At 61.5% G+C, this 24,102-nt stretch carries 23 protein-coding genes; 14 read left to right on the top strand and 9 right to left on the bottom strand.

Features of this window, described 5'->3' with window-relative positions; all coding sequences use genetic code 11:
- Nucleotides 1-370: 370 nt before the first annotated feature.
- The 5 genes from A9K71_RS30580 to A9K71_RS18015 all read right to left on the bottom strand — a co-directional run bounded on the left by A9K71_RS30580 (nt 371) and on the right by A9K71_RS18015 (nt 4,175).
- A complete protein-coding gene (locus A9K71_RS30580; protein WP_082980578.1) occupies nt 371-670 on the bottom strand; it encodes a helix-turn-helix transcriptional regulator in 300 nt (99 codons plus the stop codon).
- Between the two features lie 417 nt (nt 671-1,087).
- Nucleotides 1,088-1,276, bottom strand: a complete 189-nt coding sequence (locus tag A9K71_RS18030; protein WP_066998627.1) for a DUF3606 domain-containing protein — start codon at nt 1,274-1,276, stop codon at nt 1,088-1,090.
- Between the two features lie 226 nt (nt 1,277-1,502).
- Complete coding sequence (locus tag A9K71_RS18025; protein ID WP_082980577.1) at nt 1,503-2,738, bottom strand: pilus assembly protein TadG-related protein; 1,236 nt, start codon at nt 2,736-2,738, stop codon at nt 1,503-1,505.
- 388 nt (nt 2,739-3,126) lie between these two features.
- A complete protein-coding gene (locus tag A9K71_RS18020) occupies nt 3,127-3,507 on the bottom strand; it encodes a MucR family transcriptional regulator (protein ID WP_066998624.1) in 381 nt (126 codons plus the stop codon).
- Nucleotides 3,508-3,818: 311 nt separating this feature from the next.
- Nucleotides 3,819-4,175 carry a hypothetical protein gene (locus A9K71_RS18015; RefSeq protein ID WP_066998670.1) on the bottom strand — a complete coding sequence of 119 codons (357 nt, stop codon included), beginning with the start codon at nt 4,173-4,175 and terminating at the stop codon, nt 3,819-3,821.
- 119 nt (nt 4,176-4,294) lie between these two features.
- On the opposite strand from A9K71_RS18015, the gene A9K71_RS18010 reads away from it, so the two are divergent.
- Nucleotides 4,295-4,504 carry a hypothetical protein gene (locus A9K71_RS18010; RefSeq protein ID WP_066998620.1) on the top strand — a complete coding sequence of 70 codons (210 nt, stop codon included), beginning with the start codon at nt 4,295-4,297 and terminating at the stop codon, nt 4,502-4,504.
- A gap of 435 nt (nt 4,505-4,939) precedes the next feature.
- Here A9K71_RS18010 and A9K71_RS18005 read toward each other — a convergent pair whose 3' ends face one another.
- Both A9K71_RS18005 and A9K71_RS18000 read right to left on the bottom strand, forming a co-directional pair.
- The gene (locus tag A9K71_RS18005; RefSeq protein ID WP_066998617.1) at nt 4,940-5,215 is read right to left on the bottom strand and encodes a hypothetical protein; all 276 of its coding nucleotides are present in this window, start codon (nt 5,213-5,215) and stop codon (nt 4,940-4,942) included.
- A 284-nt stretch (nt 5,216-5,499) separates the two neighbouring features.
- Nucleotides 5,500-7,509, bottom strand: a complete 2,010-nt coding sequence (locus A9K71_RS18000) for an RTX toxin (RefSeq protein ID WP_245299668.1) — start codon at nt 7,507-7,509, stop codon at nt 5,500-5,502.
- A gap of 1,072 nt (nt 7,510-8,581) precedes the next feature.
- Between A9K71_RS18000 and A9K71_RS17995 the strand changes: the two genes are divergently transcribed.
- Nucleotides 8,582-10,093 (top strand): DUF6600 domain-containing protein, encoded by a 1,512-nt coding sequence (locus tag A9K71_RS17995; RefSeq protein WP_156752704.1) that lies wholly within the window; start codon nt 8,582-8,584, stop codon nt 10,091-10,093.
- A 34-nt stretch (nt 10,094-10,127) separates the two neighbouring features.
- On the top strand, nt 10,128-10,643 hold the full coding sequence (locus A9K71_RS30575; RefSeq protein ID WP_245299667.1) for a hypothetical protein: 516 nt from the start codon (nt 10,128-10,130) through the stop codon (nt 10,641-10,643).
- A gap of 138 nt (nt 10,644-10,781) precedes the next feature.
- On the opposite strand, the gene A9K71_RS17985 is transcribed toward A9K71_RS30575, so the two are convergent.
- Nucleotides 10,782-11,954, bottom strand: a complete 1,173-nt coding sequence (locus tag A9K71_RS17985; protein WP_066998666.1) for an MFS transporter — start codon at nt 11,952-11,954, stop codon at nt 10,782-10,784.
- Nucleotides 11,955-12,048: 94 nt separating this feature from the next.
- Nucleotides 12,049-12,291 carry a DUF1259 domain-containing protein gene (locus A9K71_RS32645; protein WP_245299666.1) on the bottom strand — a complete coding sequence of 81 codons (243 nt, stop codon included), beginning with the start codon at nt 12,289-12,291 and terminating at the stop codon, nt 12,049-12,051.
- Nucleotides 12,292-12,579: 288 nt separating this feature from the next.
- Here A9K71_RS32645 and tauA point away from each other — a divergent pair, with 288 nt between their 5' ends.
- From tauA to A9K71_RS17930, 11 genes are all read left to right on the top strand, one after another.
- Nucleotides 12,580-13,587, top strand: coding sequence for a taurine ABC transporter substrate-binding protein (tauA, locus tag A9K71_RS17980; RefSeq protein WP_066998607.1), 1,008 nt, complete (start codon nt 12,580-12,582; stop codon nt 13,585-13,587).
- A gap of 59 nt (nt 13,588-13,646) precedes the next feature.
- A complete protein-coding gene (locus A9K71_RS17975) occupies nt 13,647-14,441 on the top strand; it encodes an ABC transporter ATP-binding protein (RefSeq protein WP_066998604.1) in 795 nt (264 codons plus the stop codon).
- Nucleotides 14,438-15,286, top strand: a complete 849-nt coding sequence (locus A9K71_RS17970) for an ABC transporter permease subunit (protein WP_066998601.1) — start codon at nt 14,438-14,440, stop codon at nt 15,284-15,286. Before A9K71_RS17975 ends, A9K71_RS17970 begins: the two co-directional genes overlap by 4 nt.
- Before the next feature lie 44 nt (nt 15,287-15,330).
- Nucleotides 15,331-16,491, top strand: a complete 1,161-nt coding sequence (ssuD, locus tag A9K71_RS17965) for an FMNH2-dependent alkanesulfonate monooxygenase (protein ID WP_066998598.1) — start codon at nt 15,331-15,333, stop codon at nt 16,489-16,491.
- Nucleotides 16,492-16,592: 101 nt separating this feature from the next.
- Nucleotides 16,593-17,186, top strand: a complete 594-nt coding sequence (msuE, locus tag A9K71_RS17960; protein WP_066998595.1) for an FMN reductase — start codon at nt 16,593-16,595, stop codon at nt 17,184-17,186.
- Nucleotides 17,187-17,486: 300 nt separating this feature from the next.
- Nucleotides 17,487-17,696 (top strand): cold-shock protein, encoded by a 210-nt coding sequence (locus tag A9K71_RS17955; protein ID WP_066998592.1) that lies wholly within the window; start codon nt 17,487-17,489, stop codon nt 17,694-17,696.
- A gap of 105 nt (nt 17,697-17,801) precedes the next feature.
- On the top strand, nt 17,802-18,026 hold the full coding sequence (locus tag A9K71_RS17950; protein WP_066998663.1) for a hypothetical protein: 225 nt from the start codon (nt 17,802-17,804) through the stop codon (nt 18,024-18,026).
- A gap of 107 nt (nt 18,027-18,133) precedes the next feature.
- Nucleotides 18,134-18,436 carry a hypothetical protein gene (locus A9K71_RS17945; RefSeq protein WP_066998590.1) on the top strand — a complete coding sequence of 101 codons (303 nt, stop codon included), beginning with the start codon at nt 18,134-18,136 and terminating at the stop codon, nt 18,434-18,436.
- 245 nt (nt 18,437-18,681) lie between these two features.
- Nucleotides 18,682-18,870, top strand: a complete 189-nt coding sequence (locus A9K71_RS17940; protein ID WP_066998586.1) for a hypothetical protein — start codon at nt 18,682-18,684, stop codon at nt 18,868-18,870.
- 338 nt (nt 18,871-19,208) lie between these two features.
- Entirely contained in the window at nt 19,209-20,366 is a 1,158-nt protein-coding gene (locus A9K71_RS17935) for a histidine kinase dimerization/phosphoacceptor domain -containing protein (RefSeq protein ID WP_245299665.1), read from the top strand.
- Nucleotides 20,367-20,693: 327 nt separating this feature from the next.
- A complete protein-coding gene (locus A9K71_RS17930) occupies nt 20,694-24,071 on the top strand; it encodes an adenylate/guanylate cyclase domain-containing protein (protein ID WP_066998580.1) in 3,378 nt (1,125 codons plus the stop codon).
- Nucleotides 24,072-24,102: the final 31 nt, after the last annotated feature.

Here is a 24,102-nt window from a genome sequence, read left to right as displayed (position 1 = left end):
ACGCGCGGGAACTAGCGCCATCTATCGGGAATGCCTAAGTCGCGCCGATATGACGGACAGGTGGCCCGGTAGCCTTTTCCACTGTCTCTAGGGGGGCACCGGGCCTTGGCCGGTTAGGTTTAGGAGAACGCGAGGCCGGCGAGCAAGTACTAGCGCACTGGTTGTTGATCAGAAAATTCAGCCAAAAGGACAATCGCCGACAATGAACAACGGCTGGACTTCGTCATCAAACCTGTCGGCGCTCCGGGACCGGTTCGGCGCTGATGCTCCGGCGATGGAATGGGACTTGCGGCCGAGGATGAAATGCGCGGTCTGTGGCGTATCAAGCTGACCTATTCGCCAGACACCAGCCACCGCAAGGAGTCTGAGGTCAGGGCGTGCGTTTCGTCTGCCGCCGCCGCCACATCCTATTGTCCGTTTGTCGACCACGGTTCGGGATTTCGGACCGAGGCAGCATTGGCCCATCAGGGCCAAATACAATTCCCGCATCCTCCAGGGCTTGGCGGATAGCGGCAACATGGCGGGGGTTCGGGTTCCTCGATCCGTTCTCAAATTCGATGATCGTTGGTTCGCTAATATGCGCTTTGGCAGCGAGCCGCACTCGCGACCAGCTCAACAGAGCTCGTGCGGCCTTTGATTGCTTCCCCGACAGTAGGGCTCGTCTGTGCATAGGCGTTGAACATTAACGTCCCTAAAATATGCCGTCGGCTTGGTGAGGGGTCCTCAAATATTCGTGAGCCCGCGAACTCAGATCGCGGGCGGGGCGGGTCACCCTAGGCGTGGATCAGATTGGGGCCCACGGTGGGCCTTCAAGTTCGATGCCGCGATGTGGTGTACGAGCGGCTACTATGCAGGGCTAGATTTCGAGGTCACCTCGAACATTTCGAATATGGCGCGAGCTGTAAAAATCGCCTCAATGCCTGTCGTCTTACTGCATGGATGCCATCCAGTTCCGCGCCGGTTTCATCCGTCACCTGAGATGAGGCGCCTGATCCCGAACATGTACAAAGAGTTCGAGCCGGTCTTCAATTGAAATAACCTCGACCGCCATCTCGGCCAACGTTGAACGTGTCGAAGAAGTAGCGGTTCATCGAGTGCCCAGCGCTTTTGCCTCACGCTCTAAAGTCTCGCGGTCGTTTCCGTGCTTGGCGATCAGTTTCCGGACCTGAGGGATCGAGAGCCCGAATTTGCTGGCGAAGTAGCCAACCTCATATTCCTGATCCCCAGACACCCGGTCACGGTCGCGCGAATCGCGTTTGCTTTTGACGTCCGCCATGCCTCGTTCCTCTCCCTCCGCTAAAGGAAAGACGCGCGGGACGAGAATGTTCCTTCTGTCCGCTTGGGGCCACGCGCAGCAGCCGCGATAAGTGCTCTCGATGCATCAACTGCATGTCTGGAGCAACGCGACCGACCCCGGAGGTGTAGCCGTCTGGTGGCAACATGAAGCGCGTTCCTTGCGCATGAAATGGCGGCGGCTCTGCGGCTCTGGTTAGCGTTCCTGATTATTCGACGATCGCAACCGACTGGGCTGAGGGGATGTCCTTCATCCCGAGACTCGAGCAGTTCTGTTTGATGGTCGTGCTGCCGGACCACTGTATCTTGTCGGCGACGACCTGGGTGCAGCCGCCGCTCCCGGAGAAGTTGCCTAGATAGTTGACCTGCTGCTTGGGGAAATAGATGGCACCGGTCAAAAGCGAGCTCGCAGTGCCGTTAAAGGTACTTGATGTGCTGGTGCCGGTCCGGTCGCCGTAGAACAGCACGCCCGAATAGGTGCCCGAGGTCGGCGCGCTCAGCGTCACCGTGGCGTTGCCATTCATGCTGACGGTGTTGCTGCCGGACATGAAGAGGGTCACGCCGGTTCCGGAGACGACCGCGCCGGCGTTGACCTTCAGACTGCCCTGGACGACATAGGTGCCGGGCTGGAGCGTGACATTGCCCTTGAGGTCCATGCCGCTGCAGTAAGTTCCGGGCTGGAGCGTTTGCGATGTTTTGCTCCCGTTGACGGTCTTGCACGGGTTGCCAGCCGCTGGCGCTGGAAGGTTGGAGAAGGGGTCCGACGCCGGCAAGGCCTGGGTGATCGGAGACTTGCAAACTGTGGTCACCGGATTGCCGAGCGAGACGCCGCCGACCGCGATCAGACAATCGGCCTGAAGGGCCGCCGACCCCTGCACCTTGACGGCATCGGCCTGTGCCGAATTGGACATCACCGAGCACCCGGTCAGCTTGACGCTGGTGTTGCCGGAGAAGAGCGCTGCCTGATAGGCCGACGGATTGAGCGCCAATACGCATGCCTTGGAGGCGTCAGTGATCAGCGCCACCGCCCTTGCCCGCTCCGGCACTTTGCTCTCGGAGAAGATGGCCGTGAACATCCGGTCGAGGCTCTGATTGAGGATCACCTCGACCGCCTTGTTGGTCATGTGCGACCCCGAGGTGGGCGGCGTGTGGACGGTGATTGTTACATTGGCGAGGCCGTTGTCGGTCGCCGATTGCGTGGCGGCCGTCGTGATCGCTGCGGTGCTGGAACCCGCAACCTTTTCCAACGCGCCGGCATAGGCGGCTGCGTCGGCCGTCGCCTGCAGCTTGAGGCTCGAATAATACCAGTAGGACGTCTCGACGCCGAGTCCCGCCCCACCGACTACGATCGGCAGGGTGAGCGCGAAGATAACGGCAACGTTTCCAGCCGCGTCCCGACCTGCCGCGCGCGTCAGTTGCCGAATGCGTGTGAGGATGTTGACCACCGCGTATTAGTAGGCGCTCATACATTAAACAGCGGTTAAAGCGGGCTGAGATCCGAACAGAATGCCCGCCATCCAGGCAAACGGGATGACGGGCATCTATTCACAGCTCTCATGCCGCCGATCGAAGGGACACATGTTCGCCGGCTCTATCAAATGATGTAGCGAGGCGATGGTTTCAGCGGGACCAAAGCGTCAGCGGGTGCGACTTCGGTCGCATCGGGGAACATTCCGACCGTCGGCAGGTTAGGTTTCACGGCGCGGCTTTTAGGCAACGTCGTAGGGTCCACCCCCCGGAGCCCGCTCGTCCCCCCTCAAAGCGAGTGGGCTCTGCCTTTCCGTATGCTCATTTCTCGCCTCTTGGAATATAATCCTCGCTGGTGCGGCGATCTCATTTTCGGAGATCTGCAGGCTTCCGCTGAAAGCCCAACGCCTTCGCCAATTCCGATCGCCGCTCCGCATAGTTCGGCGCCACCATCGGATGGTCTGCCGGCAGGTTCCATTTCGCGCGATACTGCTTTGGTGTAAGACCGTGATCGGTCATCAGGTGCCGCTTGAGCGACTTGAACTCCTTGCCGTCCTCCAGGCAGATGATGTGATCGGGGAAGACCGAGCGCTCCGGGTCGACGGCAGGCTCCTGCTTTGGCAGCAGGGCTGCGCCAGTGAGCGAGTAATACCCCGACGCGATCAAATCCGCCAAGTCGGTTACCGAGACGAGATTATTGCTAACATAAGCGGAGACGATGTCGGCGGTGAGGTCCACTAGTGACATGCGAAATCTCTTTTGTCTGACAAACCGCTCTATTTGAGCGCATCTGCTAATAAAATGAAATCCAGCCAAAAGGCCGAGCACGACTTGAATCGCGAACCCGCCGGCACAGCCCGCTGCCCCAGCGGCCTCAGGGAAAGGGATAGGGCCTGCTCGCGGAAATCCTGCAGCGTCGCAGTGCTCGCCACGAAGGAACCTTACCCGGCCGGTGATGCCAGGCTTCAGCCATTCGACATCATAGGCGAAGGCGCTGGGGACACGCTGCGCCGGCCTAGCCGCCTTCGTCTCCTAGACACGCTTCCACATCGGTCTTGTCAGTAACGGCACACCCGCACGCGTTCCAGCACCCGGCGGTGATGATGCCAATGCCTCACCCACTTGACGTGGCAGTGGCGATAGTGGCGGTGCCGGTAGTGGTAGCGGTGCGGATAGCGGGCCACGTAGCCAGGATAATAGTCGCGGTAATAGCTAGGGCCGTAATAGCGGCCGCCATAGTCGTAAAACGGGCCGCCGCCGTAGAAAGGACCACCGTTGAATGGACCTCCGTAGAACGGGCTGAAGCCGCCGAATGGACCGAAACCGAGACCGAAGAACCCCTGCGCATCCGCAGGCGCGACCGTGGCTGCCGCGGTGGCAACGGCGATCACTGAAGCAAGTAGCAGTTTTTTCATGGCAACCTCCTCCTGAAGGCTGATCATCGGGTAAACGCCGCGTAGCAAGCCATGTTCCCGGTCGCTAATATTCCCGGTGGCACGAGGAGATTGCCGCGAAGCGGCAACAGCGGGCCGGTATGGAGGCGCTCGCCCCTCACGAGCGGACTCTTGGTCTTCTGACCTCGGAAACCTATTTCGTCCGGATGAGCGACGGCTGGACCTTTCGGGAACTTATCGAGGCGGGCATGTCGGTCACTGGCGGCTGCCTGGATTGCCATCGTTATCAGAAGCTCGATCTGCCGGCGCTCCGCGACCGGTTCGGCGCTGATGCTGACCCCGAACGGTGATCGACAGACGGACAATAGGATGTGGCGGCGGCGGCAGACGAAACGCTGACCTATTCTCCGGACACGCGCCCGAAAGACCTTCACCGCAAGGAGTGTGAGGCTTCTAGGGCGTGCGTAATGCGCTTGCCACCGCAGACGGCGCATTTCATCTTCGGCCGCAAATCCCATTCCATAGCCGGAGTAGCAATGGCCCTTCTGGGCCAAAGACAATTCCCGCATCCTCCAAGGCCTGGCGGATAGCGGCTACATGGCGTGGATTCGGGTTCCTCGACCCGTTCTCAAAATCGAGGATCGTTGGTTATGCGCTCTGGCGGCGAGCCGCACTCGCGACCAGCTCAACAGAGCTCGTGCGGCTTTTATTGTTCCCCTGACAGGAGGTCTCGGCTCTGCGAAACGGGTTGAACATTCAAGGTCGCTATAACGTTCCGGCTGCCGTTAGCTAGCCTTGTGCGATGGAGCGACCCGACTGCTCGCCGGGCGTTGACGGCCGGGCTCATTGTCCTGTGGCGTATCAAGCTCAAGCCCGAACCTTGCGCGCTCGCTGTTGGCGAAGGCTTTTGCATCTGCCTCAGAACCGAAACCCTTGATGCTGACCACACCGTCCTCGATGACCCGCACATAATGCTTATCTGCAAGTTCCTCGGTCTCAACCGACCACTTCCACCATTGTTTCTTCATCACGCCCCCGTTCGTCCGCGCCTCATCGAACATCGTCGCCAGTCAAAATTCAACCTAAAGTGCGCCTACGAATTTTTGCCACCAAAGCAGCCACCGAGGCAACAAGTGATCACGCGATCCCCAGGGCGCCGCTTCGTCGAGAACCTGCGACCGGAGATCGTGGCCATCCACCTCGGCTGGGGCATGAACTAACTGCACCGATTGCTCGGGCTTAGGCCTGCGGACCGTATCTACAGCTATCGCAAGGCCGAGGCTGCCGCGGTTCTTTCCGAGCAGGAGGAAACGGTCCTAGGAGCTTGAATGGCGCACCCGGCAGATCAGGCGAGCAGCCAATCGTTCAAATGGAATTCATAGATCTTGCCGTCGTTCTCGGTTGGATTCGAGTCGTTGTCCACGCCGCGATCGACGACATAGAGGCTCATTTGGTGGCTCGGATCGTCGCTGCTCGGCGCCAGCGCCAGTCCGGCCGGCTTTTTCGCGTTGGCGGCGGAGATGTCGAGCGTGCCCAGCAGATTCCCGGTTGGCGTCACCATTGCCACGGAGGTGCGTGACACGATGACATAAAGCAGGTCGTGGGTCGGATCATACGCGATCCCCCCGTCAGAAGGGGCTCCGAGCGATGCTACAGAAAAATTCGTCACGACATCATCGCCCCCCGTGCTTGGGACGCCGTCGAATTTGCCGTTCTGGCCCGGAGCGATGGTGTAAATGTTATGCGTTGAGCCGTCCAAGAGATAGAGCACGCCGCGGTTTGTGTCGTAGGCGATGCTCTCCGAATCCGTACTGCCGAACGCGGCGGTCCTGAATGAGGTCACGATATCGTCGGAGGTGTTGTAAAACCCATCGTTGCCCGGGTTCAACTCGTAGACGCTCTTCGTGCCGGTATCGTCCGAGAAGAAGAGATGGTGGTTCGCCGGATTATAGGTGACCCCGGCCGGCTCATCCGAGAAATTGATGGTGGTGAGCGTGCCCGCCAGGGTGCCGTTCAGATTCATCTGGTAGAGGTTCTTGCCGGTGAAAATCGACATCTCCTCGACCTCACTATCGGCAACGAGCAGGGTGCCGAGGTGGGAGATATAGACGATATCGGTTGGATCGGGACTCGGCGGCGACCACTGCGAAGTCAGAATGGTGTGCGCCAAGGTCACCGATGTCGGCAACTGGGTGGCCGTGACGGCGACGGTGAAGGCATGAGTGTCGGTACTGCCGTCGGACGACGTTGCTGTGACATGGAGATCGATCGTCGGTTCGGACTGAGCGTTGAGCGTGCCGGTGCCTGATCGCGTGATGACGCCGGTGCTGGAATTGATGGCAAAGCGCGAGTCGTCGATCGTGTAGGTGACCGTCGATCCGGCATCGGGATCCTTGGCCGAAGCGGTGATGCCGACGGCAGTACCGGCGGCGGCATTCTGGAAAATCTGGTTGGCCGCGGTGTTGGCATCGGGCGCAGCGTTGAATGCGACCGGCTCCGGGCTGTCGAGGACGGCGAGAGTGAAGCTCTTGTTGGCGGTGCTGCCGTCGGAGGAGGTTGCCGTCACCGTCAGGTTGATCGACGACTGGGTCTCGAAGTCGAGCGTGCCTGTGCCCGAACGCGTGATGACACCGGTGCTGGAATTGATGGCAAAGCGCGCATCGTTGATGCTGTAGGTGACCGTCGAGCCGGCATCGGGATCCGTGGCCGAAGCTGTGATCCCGGTGGGTGCTCCCGCCGCGGCGAGCTCGGCGATCTGGTTGGCGCCGGGGTTGGAGTCGGGCGGAGTGTTGAAGGCCACCGGACTTCCGGATCCCGGCAAGACATATTCGATGTGCAGCAGCGGCGCGCTGGCGGGATTGTATTCGTAGGAATCGGCGGTGCGCGTGCCGGTGCCGGTGATCAGGAAGGCCATGTCGTTGAGCGCTGCCCAGCCCGAGCGGCTGACGATCTCCTGGACGATAGCCGTGAGGTCTGGCGTGCGCTCGGCCTGGACGTGCTCGCCCACCGTGGTCCACGGGGCCGGCGTCCAAGCCGTCGACGCGTCGGTCGTTGCCCGTGACGATACATTGAAGCTGGTGCTGGTGAAGGCGCTTGCGTCGTCGGTGTCCTGGCCCTTGATCAGCAGCGAGGCCGCGCCGGTCTTCACCTCATTGGCCTGGAACTGGATGTAGGCGCTGGTGATGATCGCGCCTTGCGGGACGTCGATACCGGTGAAGCGGAGACCGACCGTCTGGCGGGTAGAGCCGTCAAAGCCCAGTTCCAGATCGCTGATGTTGGTCGAAATCGAGCCGGAACCCTTCTCCTCGACATCGTCGCCTGCGGCCGCCACCCTGGTTTCGAAGAGTTCAGCCATGATCGGTCTCCTTTCCGCAACTCCCTCGATTGAGAACGAAATCTCCGCTTGCCCAACCGGGCGTCAGTGACGACGCCTGATCGAACAAGCGGTGCGATGTTCCGCGTGCAAAACTTGCCGCAAATCCGCCCACGTCATTACGGTCACGCGGAGGCTCAACGGCGCCATGCGGAAGAAGTTGATCCCGAAGGCCGCGACGAACGAAAACCCGCCAAATACAAAGGCGACAGTCGGGTCTAACCCGACGCGCGTTCAATGCCCCTTGCGTCATTGCTCCGGGGCTCGACCCTGGCCGATAGGGCCACACGACAGCCTCGCGCGTAGCCCCGGACCACAACGGCCTATGTGGAAGCTGACAATAACCATGAGCCCCGAACCTGCTCCGTCCTGCCGGGCAATCGACCCCGTTCATTCGAAGCTGCCGCACCGAGCTCTGGGGGGCCTCGGCGCGCCCTGTAGACATTGCCAACTTCAGCCACAACGCTGCATAGTTCGAGTATTAATTCAGGCAATCCTCCCCATCATAACGGCTATCTGGTCCGACAAATGGCTTAGAATCGGGCGCTGTCGCCAGCTAAGCAACTGGCGGTTTGTAGTTTGGCGCGAAGAGTTCTCTCTCTCTCTCTCTCTCTCTCTCTCTCTCTCTCTCTGGCGCTGGTCTTACAGAACTACCCTCCGGCGGACACTGCTAGAAATGCCTTCGCTGACACGCAGCTGCAGCGGCAAGCGTGTCACGCTGACCTATTCGCCTGTCACCAGCCCGAAAGACCTCCGCAGCCGCCAGTAGCTGCCCGGAGCTGCTTTACAATCGCGACTTATTTCCGCGGCTTAATGCAGTGTGCGGGGGGCCGGCCAGAGCTGAGTGGGCCTGGGAGGGAAGAGGTCGCCTGGGCCGCCCCTGAAACTGGTCCGCACCATTCTTAAGCGTCCGCCAAGTTCGATCAGGCATCTATATTCAATGGCTCGCCATAGCATTTGCAAGGTCCACGCCCTGGCGGGAGCAAGGCGGAACAATCCGATTGCGGGTGAGTTTTCAAGATGAAGGGCGCATCTGTTTCGGAGGAAGACTGGGATGAAACGCGTCCTTGCCCAAAATGCGGTACGGCTGATGCTGGGCGGCGTAACCGCCTGTCTGCTTACGGTCGTTGATATCCCCAACCCGATTGCACCATTCTCGCTAGTGTCGCAGGCAAGGGCCGCCACCGAGGTTTCGATCAGCACATTCTACGAAGACCTGTCCTCCCATGGCGATTGGGTCTCGTATCATGGAGCGACCGTTTTCGTGCCAGTTGATGTACCTGACGATTGGCGCCCGTATACCTTGGGCCATTGGGTCTATACAGAGGAGTATGGCTGGCTCTGGGTATCCGACGAGCCATTCGGCTGGGCGACGTACCATTACGGCCGGTGGGGCTATGCCGACGATATCGGCTGGTACTGGGTTCCGGGCACTCGCTGGGCGCCAGCATGGGTGACTTGGCGTCGTGACAGGGAGCACATCATTTGGGCTCCGCTGCCGCCGCGCCGTGATCCGGACTTGATTTCAATCGAGGTGACCTTCGACACGACGCCGAATTATTACTGGGTGGTAGTCCCTAGCCGCGAATTCCTTGCTGCCGACGTTTCTGTCGCCGTTATCCGTGACAGGTCCGAGTTTGTGCGGATTGTCGAGGCGGCCCAGCCGGCCGGCGACGTGACCATCCAGAACAACGTGGTGGTCAACAAAGTCATTGATGTTGATGTGATCGAAAAGGAGACGGACCAGAAGGTGACTGCCGTCAAGGTCAGCAAGACCGACGCGCCCGAACAGTCCGGCAAATTGGAAAATGATACGGTCGCGGTGTTTGAAGGTGAGGTGAAAGCCGATCCCAAGGCCAAACCAGCTAAGCTCAAGGACATCGAGCAGGTGAAGCAGGTTCAGGCTGGCCGGAAATCGAAGCCAACCGAAGGCGCAAGCGCCGATCAGGCGGAGCCGAAAGAGACCGCCAAGCCTGAGCAGCCCGCCGCCGAGCAGCGGCAGGCCGAGCCGGAACAGGCGGCCAAGCCTGAGAAAAAGGGCAAGAAGCAGCCCGCCGCCGAGCAGCAGCAGGCCGAGCCGGAACAGGCTACCAAGCCTGAGAAAAAGGGCAAGAAGCAGCCCGCCGCCGAGCAGCAGCAGGCCGAGCCGGAACAGGCGGCGAAGCCTGAGAAAAAGGGCAAGAAGCAGCCCGCCGCCGAGCAGCAGCAGGCCGAGCCGGAACAGGCGGCGAAGCCTGAGAAAAAGGGCAAGAAGCAGCCCGCCGCCGAGCAGCAGCAGGCCGAGCCGGAACAGGCGGCGAAGCCTGAGAAAAAGGGCAAGAAGCAGCCCGCCGCCGAGCAGCAGCAGGCCGAGCCGGAACAGGCGGCGAAGCCTGAGAAAAAGGGCAAGAAGCAGCCGGCCGCCGAGCAGCAGGCCGAGCCGGAACAGGCGGCCAAGCCTGAGAAAAAGGTCAAGAAGCAGCGCGCCGCCGAGCAGCAGCAGGCCGAGCCCGAGCAGTCGGCCAAGCCCAAGCCACCGAGCCAGAAAAACAAGGCGTGCGATCCGCAGACTGACGCGAACTGCTAGGCGCCCGCAAGGAAAGTGGCGAGGGTTCGCAGCTTTGCGCATCCAATGCTCGCAAGGCTCCGCCCCCGGCGCCGCGCACGCGCTCACTCCGGGTCACAGCAAGGCGGTCTTCGCTACCTATCTTAACGGCTCGTACGCCAAGGTGGCACGTGGCCTGCTGTTCTCAATCACCTTTTCCGTCACCCATGTCACGATCGCGGTGATCATCGCCATGCTCTCTCTGCCTTTGGTCTCGATCGCGCTTGGCACCGTCGGCCGGGCACCGCTGCTGGAGGATGTCAGCCGCGGGCTGCTCGGCCTGATCGGCGTTTGGATGATCTGGCGGGCATTCGGCAGTGGCCATCGTCATAAGCATGAAGGGGAAGCGGTTGGGTTCATGGCCGATCCCGTGCCCGTTAACGCTTTTCGTCATGACCTTCGCGATGTCCAGGGGCGTGCCGGTGGCGGGTCTTCTCTTTGCCGTAACGATGATGACCGGCGTTGCAGTGACCCTGTCCACCGTCGCGGTGTTGTCGATCCTGTTCCGCGAACGGCTTGTGCACATCTTTGAGAGCCGGCCGCGCCTGTTTGCTACTGTCCTCCCGCGGCATCGAGGGCGCTGCAGGGATCGTGCTCGCTAGCGTGGCTGTCTGGCAGATCGCAGCAGCTTGAGGGATTTGACCGCAGTCGCACAGGGATGTGTGCAGCTTCACCTTTCTTCAGGCGGCTTGATGTGGCGGAAAGCCCAAAGCAAGCTCAAATCGTAGACGATCTTGAGGATGCCGCAGATCACCAGAGGCCAGGCTTCGAACCCCGCGGCAAATAGCGCGCCGGCAATCGCGGGGCTCGCGGCGGCTGCGAGGCTGCGCGGCACTGAGGTCACGCTTGCCGCCGCAGGTCGCTCCGGTGGCGTGACGACCGCCATCACATATGAGGAGCGAGTCGGCACGTCCATCTGGGAGAGTGCTGCGCGTACAAGAAGAAATGCCAGAGAGGCATAGAGATTCGGCACCAAGGCGGCCAGGATCAGGCAAATGCTTGACGGGATGTGCGTGAACACCATCGTGTTCACAAGCCCGATGCGCCTCGAAAGCCATGCGGCGACCGGAAATGAAACCGCCGACAAAACACCCGACCAGAAAAAGAACGCCCCGGCGGTCGATAGCGAAAGTCCAAACCTGCTGAACAGCCATAAAGCCATGAGCGATTGCACGGCAAAACCGCCGGCGAAGGCATCGATGCTGAACAGCGCCGCCAGCTTGTAGACAATAGCGCGCGACGGCCCAAGTGCCTCGGCGGGCCGGTCCTGTGGAGACGTTTTCGGACCAGCGGGAATGCGCGCGTACACCAGGCCCCCCGCCACGCCAAGAACGGCATAGAGGAAAAACATTGCCTTGAGAGCGGTGAGCCGTGAGATCCCAATCGTCACCAAGAAATCGGGACTGGTTGCAGCAAGGGCGCCAAACGCAGCCGCCAGCGCACCTAACAGGCTATACCGTGCGAACGCCTTCGTGCGGTCCGGATCCGCGACAAGCCGAGACAAGACGGCGTGCTCGAGCGGAACGAAGATGCTGACGCTCCCGGACGAAGGATTGATCGTGCCCAGGAAAGCCACGAGCAGAACAGCTGCATAGGTGCTTGACTGCGTGTAGGCCACCCCGGTTGCGATCATCAGGCCGGACGCAGCCAAAAGCAGAGTGCGCCGGTCCGCCCGTACGGCCAGGAACCCAATGCCGAGCGTCAGCAGCGCCGAGCCAAGGAGTGCGGCGGTGGCGACAACGCCGATCTCGAGCGGTCCAAGCCCGATTGAAGCCAGGTATACCGGCAAGAGCACTGCGGCAAAGCCATCGCCAAAGTCTCGACAGGCCCGCGCCGCGTATATGTTCGCAGCGCGGCCGCCTTTCCTAAGGTCCTTGACGTCGCCAGGGCCAACGCAGTTGCCTTCGGAATTTCGAAGGGACTCTGTCAAAGATCAGCTACCCGTCTTGAGGTGTACTTGATCGAGCGCCAGGTCCTTTGGCCAACTTCCCGACAGTCGCCATTTGCCAGAAATCAATCGAGAACAGCCGGGGTTCGTCGTCGGGCTGATTGTGCACGGACGTGACCTCTATTCCGCTTTCTCGCAATGCTTTTAGCACTGAATTCACGTCGGAAGCGATCAAGACCAAGTCGCAAATCTGAGTCACGGCGAAAGGAACCAATTCGGCTTTGCGCCGCATACCTGCCGTTAAAGCTAAGTTTGCTTGGCCTACAAGTGGACCTCGGATAATCCGCCGTAAGGTGTTGCTTGAAGTAGGGTTTCGCCTCGCTTCGCCTCGGAAGGTGAGAGAAAGCGCACGACCATTCGTCGGACCGGCTGACGACCCAGATGAGCCGATTTTCCGCTCTCCCCTTGTCATTCGGAAAATCGTTCCTGTCTTATTCTATAAACTAAGTAGATTTTGAGCCGACGCTCTGGATGGAGCGCGCAATCGAGGGATGAACCCTCCGCTCAAAGGATCGATCTCATGCGAAAACTGATTTCCGCCGCCCTGGTCGCGCTCGCAGCGGCGGCCTCTTCTGGAATGGCTCATGCCGACGAGAAGAAGGTCGTCATTGCTTACCAAACCGGGGCTAATCCCTATAACCTTGGCATCGCCAATGGCGACCTTGCCAGGAAGACCGGATGGAACATCGAATTCCGCCGTTTCAATTCCGGTGCCGACATTTTCGCAGCCATCGCTTCCGGCGACGTCCAGATCGGCGATGTCGGATCGAGCCCGTTCTCGGCTGCCGTCAGCAAGGGCCTCGACGTGAAAGCGTTCTATATCTCGTCCGTCTCGCGCGACGGCGAGGCGCTGGTGGTGCGGCCAGAAATCAAGTCGCCGGCAGACCTGCGCGGCAAGAAGCTCGCCGCGGCGCCGGTCTCGACCGACCATTACCAGCTTCTGGCCGTGCTCAAGCAGGAAGGCATCTCCGAGAAGGAAACGCAGGTTATCGCCATTCCGCAGCCCGAGATCGTCGCGGCCTGGAAGCGCGGCGACATCGACGGCGGCTTCGTCTGGGATCCGGCACTTTCTGAACTCAAGAAGAACGGCAAGGTCCTGCTCACGGCCGGCCAAGTTGCTGATCGCGGCGCGCCGACCTTCAGCGCGCTGGTCGTCACCGGCGCATTCGCCAAGTCCAATCCGGAGTTCCTCGGCCAGTATGTCCGGCTGATCGACGGCTATAACCAGGCCTATCTGAACAACCCGGCCGCCTGGGGGCCGGAGTCCGAGAGCGCCAAACTGATCGCGAAATTGCAGGGCGGCACGGCGGCCGAGAACTCGGAGCAATTGAAGACGACCGTCGTCCCGCCGCTCGACGAACAGGTCTCAGACAAATGGCTGGGCGGCGGCGAGAAGAGCGCGGTGGCGAAAATCCTCAAGGACACGGCGAGCTTCCTCAAGGACCAGCACAAGATCACCTCGATCAATGACAGCTACGCGGCCTTCGCCGATCCGCAGTATGCGGCAGTGGCCAAGGCCTCGAACTAGCAATCCCTGAGGAAACGCCGATCTGGCTGGCACGCCAGCCAGATCGCCTGGAGGCCACCATGCTTCGAATCCGCGATGCCAGCGTCACCTTTCCGGGTTCCGACGGCCAGCACGTACACGCGCTCGATCACGTGTCGCTCGATATCGCTCCCGCTTCCATCGTGGTCGCGGTCGGCGCTTCCGGGTGCGGCAAGTCGACATTGCTGAACTCGATCGCCGGCTTCCTGCCGCTCACCGAAGGCACGATCACGCTTGATGGACGCGAAATCGCGGCGCCGGGCGGCGATCGCGGCGTCGTGTTCCAGAAAGACACCCTGCTGCCATGGGCCAATGTGCTGGACAACGTCGCGCTCGGCCTGAAGTACCGGGGCGTCTCGCGCATCGAACGCCATGAGCGGTCGAGGCACCTTCTTGACCTGGTCGGGCTCGCCGATTTCGCCGAAAAGCCACCCTACGAACTGTCGGGCGGCATGCGCCAGCGCGTCGGCATCGCCCGGGCGCTGGCCACCGATCCGAAAATCCTTTTGATGGACGAGCCATTCGGCGCCCTCGACAGTCTGACGCGCGAGACCATGCAGCAGCTTCTGGCCTCCGTCTGGGTCAAGACCAACAAGCAGATCCTGTTCATCACCCATTCGATCGAGGAAGCCCTCACACTCGGCACGACCATCGTCGTGATGTCGCCCCGGCCGGGCCGTATCGTTGCGCGCTTCGATGCCGATTTCGTGCGCGATTTCGCCGAAAGCGGCGATATCGGGCCGATCCAGTCCCACCCGCGCTTCATCGAGCTGCGGCAGGAAATTCGCTCGCTCATCCACCAGCCGGAAGGCGCCCGCAGAGGAACCTTGCAATGACGCTCGCCGCCAATTCCCAAACCCCGTTCCCTCCCGCCACGGCCCAGCTGAGGCCGTCTCCCCCGCCGCGCAGCTCAGCATCGGCAGGCACGTTCGGCATCAGCCTGGTGACGTTGGCGGCGCTGATCGCATTGTGGGTACTCGCCGCGCAACTCGGCTGGGCGTCGCCGCTGTTCCTGCCGGCGCCGGTCGATGTGCTGACCCAGTTCAACGCCGTCGCGGCGGACGGCTATGCCAACGGCACTCTGCTCGACCACACGCTGGCAAGCCTTGGCCGGATTGCCGCGGCCCTCGGGGTCGGCATTTTCGTCGGCATTCCGCTTGGCCTGCTCATGGGCCTCAATCGCTGGGTCAAGGGCATCTTCAGCGTGCCGATCGATCTCTACTGGGGCTTGCCGCCGCTGGCCTACCTGCCGCTGCTGATCATATGGCTCGGTATCGGCGAAACCTCCAAGATCGTTCTCCTGTCGCTGTCGACCTTCGCCCCGATCTGCTTTGCGGCACAGGCGGGCGTGCGATCGGTGCCCGTCGAACGTATCAACGCCGCGCTGTCCCTCGGCGCCAACCGGCTGCAACTCTTCACCAGCATCATCCTGCCGTCCGCTTTGCCGGAGATCTTGACCGGCCTCAAGATCGCCATCGGCGCAGGATTGTCGACTCTGGTCGCGGCCGAGCTGATCGCAGCCCAGTCCGGGCTCGGCTACATGATCATGTCGGCGGCCAATTTCCTCGCGACCGACGTCGTGTTCGTCGGCCTCATCGTCATCGCCGTGCTCGCCTTCGCCTTCACCAGCGGCATGCGCTGGCTGGAACATCGCCTCATCCCCTGGAAGGGCAAGCTCTGAGGCTTGCTCCCATAGATTCCGCAATCATTGAAGGAGACAATCCGATGTCCGGCAACAGCACCCGCCCGCTCGATATCTACTGGTACCTGCCGACCCATGGCGACGGCCCCTATCTCGGCACCGACGAGCGGCACCGGCCGGCAACCTTCGGCTATCTCAAGGAGATTGCGCAAGCCGCCGATCGGCTTGGCTTCAAGGGCGTGCTCCTGCCAACCGGAACACGGTGTGAGGACGCCTGGATCGTGGCCGCCGGGCTGATCCCGCTGACCGAACGGCTGAAATTCCTGTTGGCGCTGCGGCCGGGCAGTGGGACGCCGGCACTGTTCGCGCGCCATGCAGCCACGCTGGACCGCATTTCCGGCGGCCGGGTGCTGCTCAACGTCGTCACCGGCGCTGATCCGGCCGACCTTGCCGGCGACGGCAACAAGCTCGGTCATGACGAGCGCTATGCCCAGACTGATGAATTCCTCACGATCTGGCGCCGTATCCTGTCCGGAGAGCCGGCGGACTTCGAGGGCAAGTATCTATCTGCTCACGGCACCGACATTTCTTTCCCGCCGGTCCAGCAACCCTATCCGCCACTTTGGTTCGGCGGGTCTTCGGAGGCGGGCATCGAGGTCGCTGCCAAACACACCGACGTCTATCTGAGCTGGGGTGAACCCGTCGAGCAGGTGGAGGAGAAGTTCGATAGAGTCAGGGCACGAGCGGCGGCTCAAGGTCGCAAAATCCGCTTCGGATTGCGCATAAACCTGATCGTGCGTGAAACGGAGGAGGAGGCCTGGGCGGCGGCGGATCGACTGATCAGCCGCGTCACCGACGACGTGATCGCTGAAGCCCAGCATCAATTCACCAAGGTTTCGGAGTCGGTCGGGCAAAAGCGGATCTCCGCTCTGCACCAGGGACGCCGCGACAAGCTGGTTATAGCTCCCAATCTATGGGCCGGATTGGGTCTCGTCCGAGGGGGTGCCGGCACCGCGCTTGTCGGGAGTGCGGAAAGCGTTGCCGCCCGTATTCGCGAATATCAGGAAATAGGCGTGGAGACGGTTATTGCCTCGGCCTATCCGCATCTGGAGGAAGCTTTCAATGTTGCCGAGCTGCTTTTTCCACGGCTCGGACTGCAGGGTGAATTGCCCCTCAAGGAGCGCGGCTGGGATCTGGAGTTTGGGCGCGGCCGGGGCGCCGGTGTCCGAGTAGCGGCGTCTTAGGCAGGTCGATTTCTTGCCTAGAGGAGAGAAGTGGTCACGCAGCATCGCTGGTGCCGTGCCAGGCCCGCTTACGTCTGAGTTTGACCATCGGAGTTCGGCTTATGTCAAATCCATCAATCGTCGGTTTTTCGGGGAACTGCAGCCGACCCTCGAAGACCCGCGCTTTCGTCGACCTCATCGTTCAGAACATCGCCAGCCGCCATCGCCTGTCCCATCAAACGTATGATGTCGAGGATGTCGGTCCCTCGCTGGGGGCCGCCAGATGGCACCGTGACCTCGACGCTCAAGCCCAGACCGTAGTTGCACATGTTGTCGCCGCGGACGTGCTCGTCGTCGGCTCTCCGACATACAAGGGCAGCTATACCGGGCTGTTCAAGCATTTTTTCGACTTGCTTGATCCAAGGGCCTTGAGAGGTAAGCCCGTGCTTCTCACAGCCACCGGGGGCGGCGAGCGCCATGCCCTTGTCGTTGAGCATCAACTCAGGCCGCTATTTGGCTTCTTCGAGGCTTTCGCGCTGCCCACAGCCGTATACGCGACCGATAAAGACTTCACCGATGGTGTGCTTCGGTCCGAACTGATCCTGAAGCGGGCGGCACAGGCGGTTGATGAAACCGCGGTTCTGCTAGCCACCAAATCCGGTCTCAGAATAGACCACTTGGTTGTTGGTGACGACCAAGGTTTGAGAGCGCACTAGGTGTTTGATCCCGAGCGTTAATGACGGCATGATCGTTATCCGCTCGAACCGAGAACGCTCAAAGGATTTCAAGGTTTAGTCGGTGGCGAGGCCCATCCCGGCGCAAAGCCGCCTACAGCCATGATGGTCGGAGAGGCTTGCGTCGGCGGCAATTCAAGCCTATATAACTGCAATCGATGTTTGCTGTTGAACTTGTTTTTGCGCTCCGGCGCCCAACGATCTTCCTCTCAAATCTCGACTATATGACGTTTGGCATGTCGCCAGACGCGAATTTCTATGCCGATTTGAAAGGAAATCGCTATGAACACTGGAACCGTAAAGTTCTTCAATTCGACCAAGGGCTTCGGCTTTATCGCTCCTGAAACGGGCGGCGCGGACGTGTTTGTCCATATCTCCGCTGTGGAGCGTGCCGGTATGCGCACAATCCTAGAAGGCCAGAAACTGAGCTTCGATGTCGTGCAGGACCGCCGCAATGGCAAGAGCGCGGCCGAGAATCTTCGGGCCGCCTAAAGGATACCGCTTCTGGCCCTTGACCACGGATGTACTGGCACTGGCCGTCGAGGCGTTTTGGAAAGGTCGGGCCCGCCCGGCCTTTTTTCGTTTAAGGAACCTATGATGCGCAATGCAATTGCTGAAGCCGTGTTCAAGCCGAAGCCGACAGCTAGGGAGAGCAAGGGCGACGCGACCACACAAGCCGCACGAGAGATCATGGACAAAGAGACCGAGCGCGAGTCAAAGACGCAGCGGCTCAGACTGGCTCGGCTGGCCAAAGAAGCTGCCGCCCCCGCCGGTTTGCCAAAGGCTAAACGTGCATCGGCAAAGCGGCGCGTTGCAGCCTGACCGCAGGGAAGGCACGCGGCTGGCCAGAAGGCTCTCTGGCCGAGCATAGTGGAACATCCGACGGGACGGCGACGAACCCAATCCTCAATCACGACCGGCGGTGACCGATGGTGGAAAAATATTCAAACGCGCGAGGGCATTTCTTCGCAGCCGTAAGGGCACTGGCCGCGTCGTCGGATGGCATTCAAACGCGGCTGATCGAAGCGAACGAGAGTATCCTCAACGTGACCCTCGACGAGTTCGCGGGCGACCTGGAGTTGAAGCTTAAGTTTGCAAGAATTTTGGACCTCCTGGCCGTCGATCAGGACGACTTGGTCACGGCTGCGGTTGAGACAGCGGCACACATGACCGATTTTGAAGCGGTAAAAGTTGCGGACCTGATCTGCGATTTCTGTTTTGAGCTCACTTAGGCCGACTGCGACCAACTCTTGATGGATCGCGACCGCGGTAATAGGGAGATCAGCCCACTTTCTGAATGGCGCCTGCGCTCATTGCGTCTGCAGCGCATCAGCGCTCCAGCAGGTGCCGCTCGCGCCGGTTTGCCGGGGTCGGGTATGCCCGCCAGCACGTTGCCACCGACCGCTCCGGCTTGTCATAGGCGCGCCGAGCCCCCTGACCAGTTCACCCCGAAGGTTCATATCGAGGATCGAACCTGATGCGTTTCGGTCTCAAGCAGCACAAGCGCTCCCTGACGGTCGAGCAGAGGCCCAATCACCCTGCCAGCCGCGACCGTTGCGATCAGCGCGCCATGCGGATCGCTTTGGCGCCGGTCGTCAGGCACGTGAAGCCTGTCGGGCATCACCGCAAGAAGCTCTTCGACCTGGCCCAGAGGCCCCACGCTTGACCAGCCACCAGCGCCTCATGCGGACGTCGCGACAGACGCTGGCACACCCGAGACACAAAGCCTCATAGCGCGGGTTCTTGCATGAGAGGCTTTCGTAGGCCTGACGGCAACCGAAACCCTTCAGCATGTTGGTCATACAAGGCTCTGATCTCGCCTAAAAACCGGCGAAGGCTGACACGAGGAACGTCGCAAACTCGGCTAGGCAGCAACTCGTAGTTCTGATCGCATACGCAGAGCGCTCCTACTCATCCGCGTCACTTGCTTGCCAAGGTGCGAGATCGGAGCAATTCGCAGGCTCATGCGTTGGTTTTTCAACCCTGCTCGAGAGGATCTCATCATTGGACCCCACCACCGAGCTAGCCAAGTTGCGCCGACATGTCCGCATTCTCGTGGACCTTGGCCGCGTAGCGGGCGAGCAAACTCCGCTCGGCCGCTTCCTCGATCAGGCCTGTGTGCAGGTAGCCCGGGCTGTTGAGATAGACCACGCAAAAATCCTTCGCTACCGCCCGCGCACCGCGGACCTGTTCATGGAGGCCGGCTTCGGGTGGAAGGAAGGGACTGTGCGGAACGCTGTTTTTTCGGCGGATCTGCGATCGCCGCCCGGCCGGACTTATCAGACAGCCGAGCCTTTAGTGATTGTCGATGGCACGGCCGCTGAGCAGGATGGCGAATACGTCTTTTCAGATGTGCTGAGAGAGCACCACATCAAATCGCTGGCGAACGTGCCGATCCTCATCAAGGGTGCTGCCTGGGGCGTGCTGGAGGTGGATTCCTCGGTCACGCGCAACTTCAGCGAAGATACCGTCGACTTCATGACGGCTGCTGCTGCCCTCATTGCTTCGGCAATGCGGCGACCAGAGGTGGACCGAAGCAACCTGGAATCGACCACGGCTCTAGTCCAGGCGCAACAACGCGAGGTGCTGCTGCGGGAGATGCAGCACCGCGTAAAGAACAACTTTCAGCTGATCCTGGCCTCGATAGCCATTCAGAAGCGCCGCCTTGAAAGGCCGGAAGTGCACCGGGCACTGGAACACGTGGCTAACCGAGTTAATGCCATTTCGCTTGCTCATGACCAACTGGCACCGGGGCAGGACCTCCGAACGGTGGACGTCGCCGGTTACTTGCGGGCGCTCTGCGCTTCGCTGCAGACGCAGGTGGAAATTGCAACGATCGAGATCGCGGCCGACGAAGTCGAGCTCTCGATTGAACGCGCGGTGCCGCTCGGTCTTATCTTGAACGAAGCCGCGATGAACTCAGTCAAGCATGCGTTCGGAGCGGAGGGCGGGCGTATCGTTGTCAAGCTTGAGTCCGGGATAGGCTACGGCGAGGCACGCCTGACCGTTGCCGACAACGGTCGTGGCATTCAGAATCCCCGGCCTGGCGGGTCGGGACAGAAATTGATCCAGGCGCTCGCCCGGCAGATGGGCGGTAATGTCCAGCAAGAGAGCTCCGCCGCGGGCACCACAATAACCGTGATCTTCCCTGTCATTGCATAACGCTCGCTCCTGTCGCTGTTTGCATTGGCTTCGCAGGCGGCACAAACCAATCTAGGTAGCGTCCGCTGATCCCACGCCGCCCATAACGACCGCTGTCGAATATTTGTAGACTGAAGCTGCCAGTCCGCTGTCGGCCCCAACGATGCTTGTCTGGAAAGCGCCGCATGTCCGCCGCCGATGGCTCCTTCGTCGTTTCCCGAACGCAGGCATTCGGCTCAGGCGGCATGATGTCCGGGTTTGACCAAAAACGGGTCATCGAAACCCAGTCCTAGACAGGCTGTCCCCCTTGGTGGATCATGCGTGGCTAGGCAAGCCAGGGGCGCCGCCATGGACGTCGAAGGTTGGCTGCGGAGGCTTGGCCTCGAACAGTATGAGGCCTCCTTCCGCAAGAATAAAATCGACGACACAGTCCTGCCGAGGTTGACGGCCGAGGACTTGAAGGATCTGGGTGTCGGACTTGTCGGACATCGTCGTAAGCTGCTCGACGCCATCGCAGCCTTGCGCGCTCAAGGAAGCGTATCAAAACAGCTGTTATCCGATGCGCCTCCGGCAATCGACAACGCCGCAAAGGACACCGCCGAGCGCCGCCAGGTCACGGTGATGTTCTCGGACCTTGTCGGCTCGACATCACTCTCCGCGCGAATGGACCCTGAGGATTTGCGTGAGGTGATTGCGGCCTATCACAACTGCGTTGCCGAGGCGGTGCGTCGCTTTGGCGGGTTTGTGGCTAAATACATGGGCGACGGTGTGCTGGTGTATTTTGGCTATCCGAAGGCGCATGAGGACGACGCAGAGCGAGCCGTGCGCGCGGGGCTGGCGGTCATTGATTCGATCGCAAGGCTCGCGACCCCGGCACAAGCGGAGCTGGCAATACGTGTCGGCATCGCAACGGGGCTGGTGGTGGTGGGCGATCTCATCGGCGAAGGAGCGGCGCAGGAGGAAGCGGTGGTCGGAGAATCGCCGAACCTTGCGGCGCGGCTGCAAGCATTGGCGGCGCCCGGCCAGATCGTGATCGCGCTCGCGACGCGCCGACTGCTCGGCGGGCTGTTCGAGTTCGCCGACCTGGGCCTGCACAACCTGAAAGGTTTCGACGCCCCCATCCGCGCTTGGCGCGTGCTTCGCGAGAGTGCCGCCGAGAGCCGGTTTGAAGCGCGCGCGACGAGCGGCCTAACGCCCACGGTTGGGCGCAAGCACGAGCTTGCTCTGCTCGCGGAGCTCTGGAGCAAGGCCGCGGCCGGCGAGGGGCAGGTGGTCCTGCTCTCCGGTGAGCCTGGCATCGGCAAGTCGCATCTGATTCAGGCGCTCTGCGGGCGTCTGCGGGACCGGCCGCACATCCGCATACGCTGCCAGTGCTCGCCGTTCCACGCAAATAGCGCCCTTCGCCCGTCGATTGTCCAACTCACCCGCGCGGCTGGCTTCCATCCGGACGATTCACCGAGCGCAAAACTCGACAAGCTGGAGCGCCTCTTGGCGCGGTCCACAGACAAGGTCCGGGACGTCGCCCCTTTGTTGTCGGCGCTTCTCTCGCTCCCGGCAGGCAGCCGCTATGCACCCCTGAACCTCAGCCCTCAGCGCCGGAAGGAACTGACCCTCGAGGCTCTGGCCGGGCAGCTAATTGGCTTGGCGGCCCGCCAGCCGGTGCTGATGGTTTTCGAGGATATCCACTGGATTGATCCAACGTCGCTGGAGCTTCTCGACCGATTGGTCCCGCAGATCCCCCGTCTTGCAGTATTGGCGATCTTCAGTTTCCGCCCTGAATTCGAGCCGCGGTGGACCGGCCACCCTCAGGTCACCTCGCTCACGCTGAAACGCTTGAGCCGCCGGCAGGGCGCAACCCTGGTGGAGCGGTTGACCGGGGGCAAGGCGCTTCCGGGCGGATTGCTCGAGCAGATGGTGGCCAAGACAGACGGCGTGCCCCTGTTCCTCGAGGAGGTGACCAAGGCCGTCATTGAATCTGACGTGCTGACCGATGAAGGCGACCGTTACGCACTCTCGGGCCCGCTGCCACCGTTGGCGATCCCTGCAACCCTGCAGGATTCTCTGGTGGCGCGCCTCGATCGGCTGATGACGCCAGCGCGGGAGGTCGCGCAGATTGGCGCCGCCATCGGCCGCGAGTTCTCGTATGAGCTGCTGGCGGTAGTCGCGCAGCGCAAGGAACGGGAACTGCAGGGCGCTCTCGACCAACTGATCGGCGCCGAGCTCGTGATCGCACGCGGTCGGCCGCCGCACGCGACCTGCATCTTCAAGCACGCATTGGTGGGAGATGCCGCCTATGCCACCTTGCTGCGGAGTCGCCGCCAGCAGCTGCACACCCGGATCGCCCATGCACTGGAGCAGCAATTCGGCGAGGTCGTCGAACACGAGCCCGAGATCGTGGCTCAGCACTACACGGCCGCGGGCCTCTCGATTCAGGCCATCGGCTATTGGCAGCGCGCGGGAGAGAGCGCCAACGACCGTTCGGCCAACGATGAGGCCCAAAACCATCTGCAGAAAGCGCTGAACTTGATCGAAACGCTGCCTGCGGGCCGGGAGCGCCAGCGGCGCGAGCTCGCAGCGCTAACGGTGCTGGGCCGCGTGCTCACCGCCAAGAATGGCTACGCAAATGCCGAGGTCGAGCGGGTCTATTCCCGCGCGCGCCGCCTTTGCGAGCTGATGCCGGAAGATGCGGCTGTCTTCCCGGTTCTGCTCGGCCTGGCCATCTACTCGGCCACGGGCGCCCAACTCACGTCGGCGCACGACCTGAGCGGACGGCTTCTCGACCTTGCTCTGCAGAGTAACGATCCCGTGTGGGTGGTCGAAGCCCATTATGCCCGGGGGGTAAGCTCTTCTTGGCGCGGCGACTTCAGGGACGCACGCAAACATCTGGAGCTGGCCTCCGAAGCCTATCGCCCACAACGACATCGAGCACATCTCGCCCTCTACGGCCAGGATCCCGGACCAATTTGCCTATGTCGTGGGTCAGCGGTGCTTTGGCACCTCGGCTACCCCGACCAGGCGATGACCCGGATGGAAGACGCCCTTGTCTTGGCCGAGCGATTGGCGCACCCCTTCAGCCGCGCTTACGTGCTGGTATGGGCAGCGTGGTTACGAATATTCCGGCGCGAGGTGGCCGAAGCCGAGGAGCGGAACGACCGTGCGCTCACCTTCGCGACCGAGCAGGCGTATCCGTTCTGGATTGCCATGGCCGCCCAGCAGCAGGGATGGCTCTTGGCGAAGCAGGGCCATAAGGAGCGAGCGATCGTCCAAATCGAGGAAAGCCTGGCGCGGATGCAGGCCGTCGGAACGCAAGTGACGCAGGCGTACACGATGGGATTCCTCGGGGAGCTGCTCGGGAGTGTCAATCGCGCGTCGGACGGCGTGTGCCTGATCGATCGGGCTCTCGACCAGGTGAACCGGTCCCGCGAGCGGTGGTGCGATGCCGAATTGCTGCGGCTCCGCGGAGCCATATGCGCTGCCGCGGAACCAAGCGACTGGCACGAGGCTGAAATCTCGTTCCGCCAGGCGATCCAACGGTCTCGTGAGCAAGGTGCCAAATCCTGGGAGCTCCGCGCCGCCACATCGCTTGCGCGCCTTTTGGCCGAACAGGGCAAGCGCGCGGAGGCCCACGACCTGCTCGCGCCGACCTACGGCTGGTTCACCGAGGGCTTCGACACGCTCGATCTGAAAGAGGCCAAGACCTTGCTCGACAAACTCGGGGCATCATGACGCACATGCTAGCGATGCAATGTCCGGTCCT

Source organism: Mesorhizobium sp. WSM3873 (genome assembly GCF_001672445.1).
Lineage (GTDB): Bacteria > Pseudomonadota > Alphaproteobacteria > Rhizobiales > Rhizobiaceae > Mesorhizobium.
Note: the sequence above shows the minus strand (reverse complement) of the source record. Positions and strands in the feature narration are given on the sequence as shown.

Coding starts and splice junctions, on each gene's coding strand:
- A9K71_RS17950 (WP_066998663.1), top strand. CDS start 17,802: ATGCGCAATGCAATTGCTGAAGCCGTGTTCAAGCCGAAGCCGACAGCT.
- A9K71_RS18020 (WP_066998624.1), bottom strand. CDS start 3,507: ATGTCACTAGTGGACCTCACCGCCGACATCGTCTCCGCTTATGTTAGC.
- A9K71_RS17995 (WP_156752704.1), top strand. CDS start 8,582: ATGAAACGCGTCCTTGCCCAAAATGCGGTACGGCTGATGCTGGGCGGC.
- tauA (WP_066998607.1), top strand. CDS start 12,580: ATGCGAAAACTGATTTCCGCCGCCCTGGTCGCGCTCGCAGCGGCGGCC.
- A9K71_RS18000 (WP_245299668.1), bottom strand. CDS start 7,509: ATGGCTGAACTCTTCGAAACCAGGGTGGCGGCCGCAGGCGACGATGTC.
- A9K71_RS17970 (WP_066998601.1), top strand. CDS start 14,438: ATGACGCTCGCCGCCAATTCCCAAACCCCGTTCCCTCCCGCCACGGCC.
- A9K71_RS18015 (WP_066998670.1), bottom strand. CDS start 4,175: ATGAAAAAACTGCTACTTGCTTCAGTGATCGCCGTTGCCACCGCGGCA.
- A9K71_RS17975 (WP_066998604.1), top strand. CDS start 13,647: ATGCTTCGAATCCGCGATGCCAGCGTCACCTTTCCGGGTTCCGACGGC.
- A9K71_RS17945 (WP_066998590.1), top strand. CDS start 18,134: ATGGTGGAAAAATATTCAAACGCGCGAGGGCATTTCTTCGCAGCCGTA.
- A9K71_RS17940 (WP_066998586.1), top strand. CDS start 18,682: ATGCGTTTCGGTCTCAAGCAGCACAAGCGCTCCCTGACGGTCGAGCAG.
- A9K71_RS18010 (WP_066998620.1), top strand. CDS start 4,295: ATGGAGGCGCTCGCCCCTCACGAGCGGACTCTTGGTCTTCTGACCTCG.
- A9K71_RS32645 (WP_245299666.1), bottom strand. CDS start 12,291: ATGCGGCGCAAAGCCGAATTGGTTCCTTTCGCCGTGACTCAGATTTGC.
- A9K71_RS18005 (WP_066998617.1), bottom strand. CDS start 5,215: ATGTTCGATGAGGCGCGGACGAACGGGGGCGTGATGAAGAAACAATGG.
- A9K71_RS18030 (WP_066998627.1), bottom strand. CDS start 1,276: ATGGCGGACGTCAAAAGCAAACGCGATTCGCGCGACCGTGACCGGGTG.
- ssuD (WP_066998598.1), top strand. CDS start 15,331: ATGTCCGGCAACAGCACCCGCCCGCTCGATATCTACTGGTACCTGCCG.
- msuE (WP_066998595.1), top strand. CDS start 16,593: ATGTCAAATCCATCAATCGTCGGTTTTTCGGGGAACTGCAGCCGACCC.
- A9K71_RS17955 (WP_066998592.1), top strand. CDS start 17,487: ATGAACACTGGAACCGTAAAGTTCTTCAATTCGACCAAGGGCTTCGGC.
- A9K71_RS17930 (WP_066998580.1), top strand. CDS start 20,694: ATGGACGTCGAAGGTTGGCTGCGGAGGCTTGGCCTCGAACAGTATGAG.
- A9K71_RS30580 (WP_082980578.1), bottom strand. CDS start 670: ATGCACAGACGAGCCCTACTGTCGGGGAAGCAATCAAAGGCCGCACGA.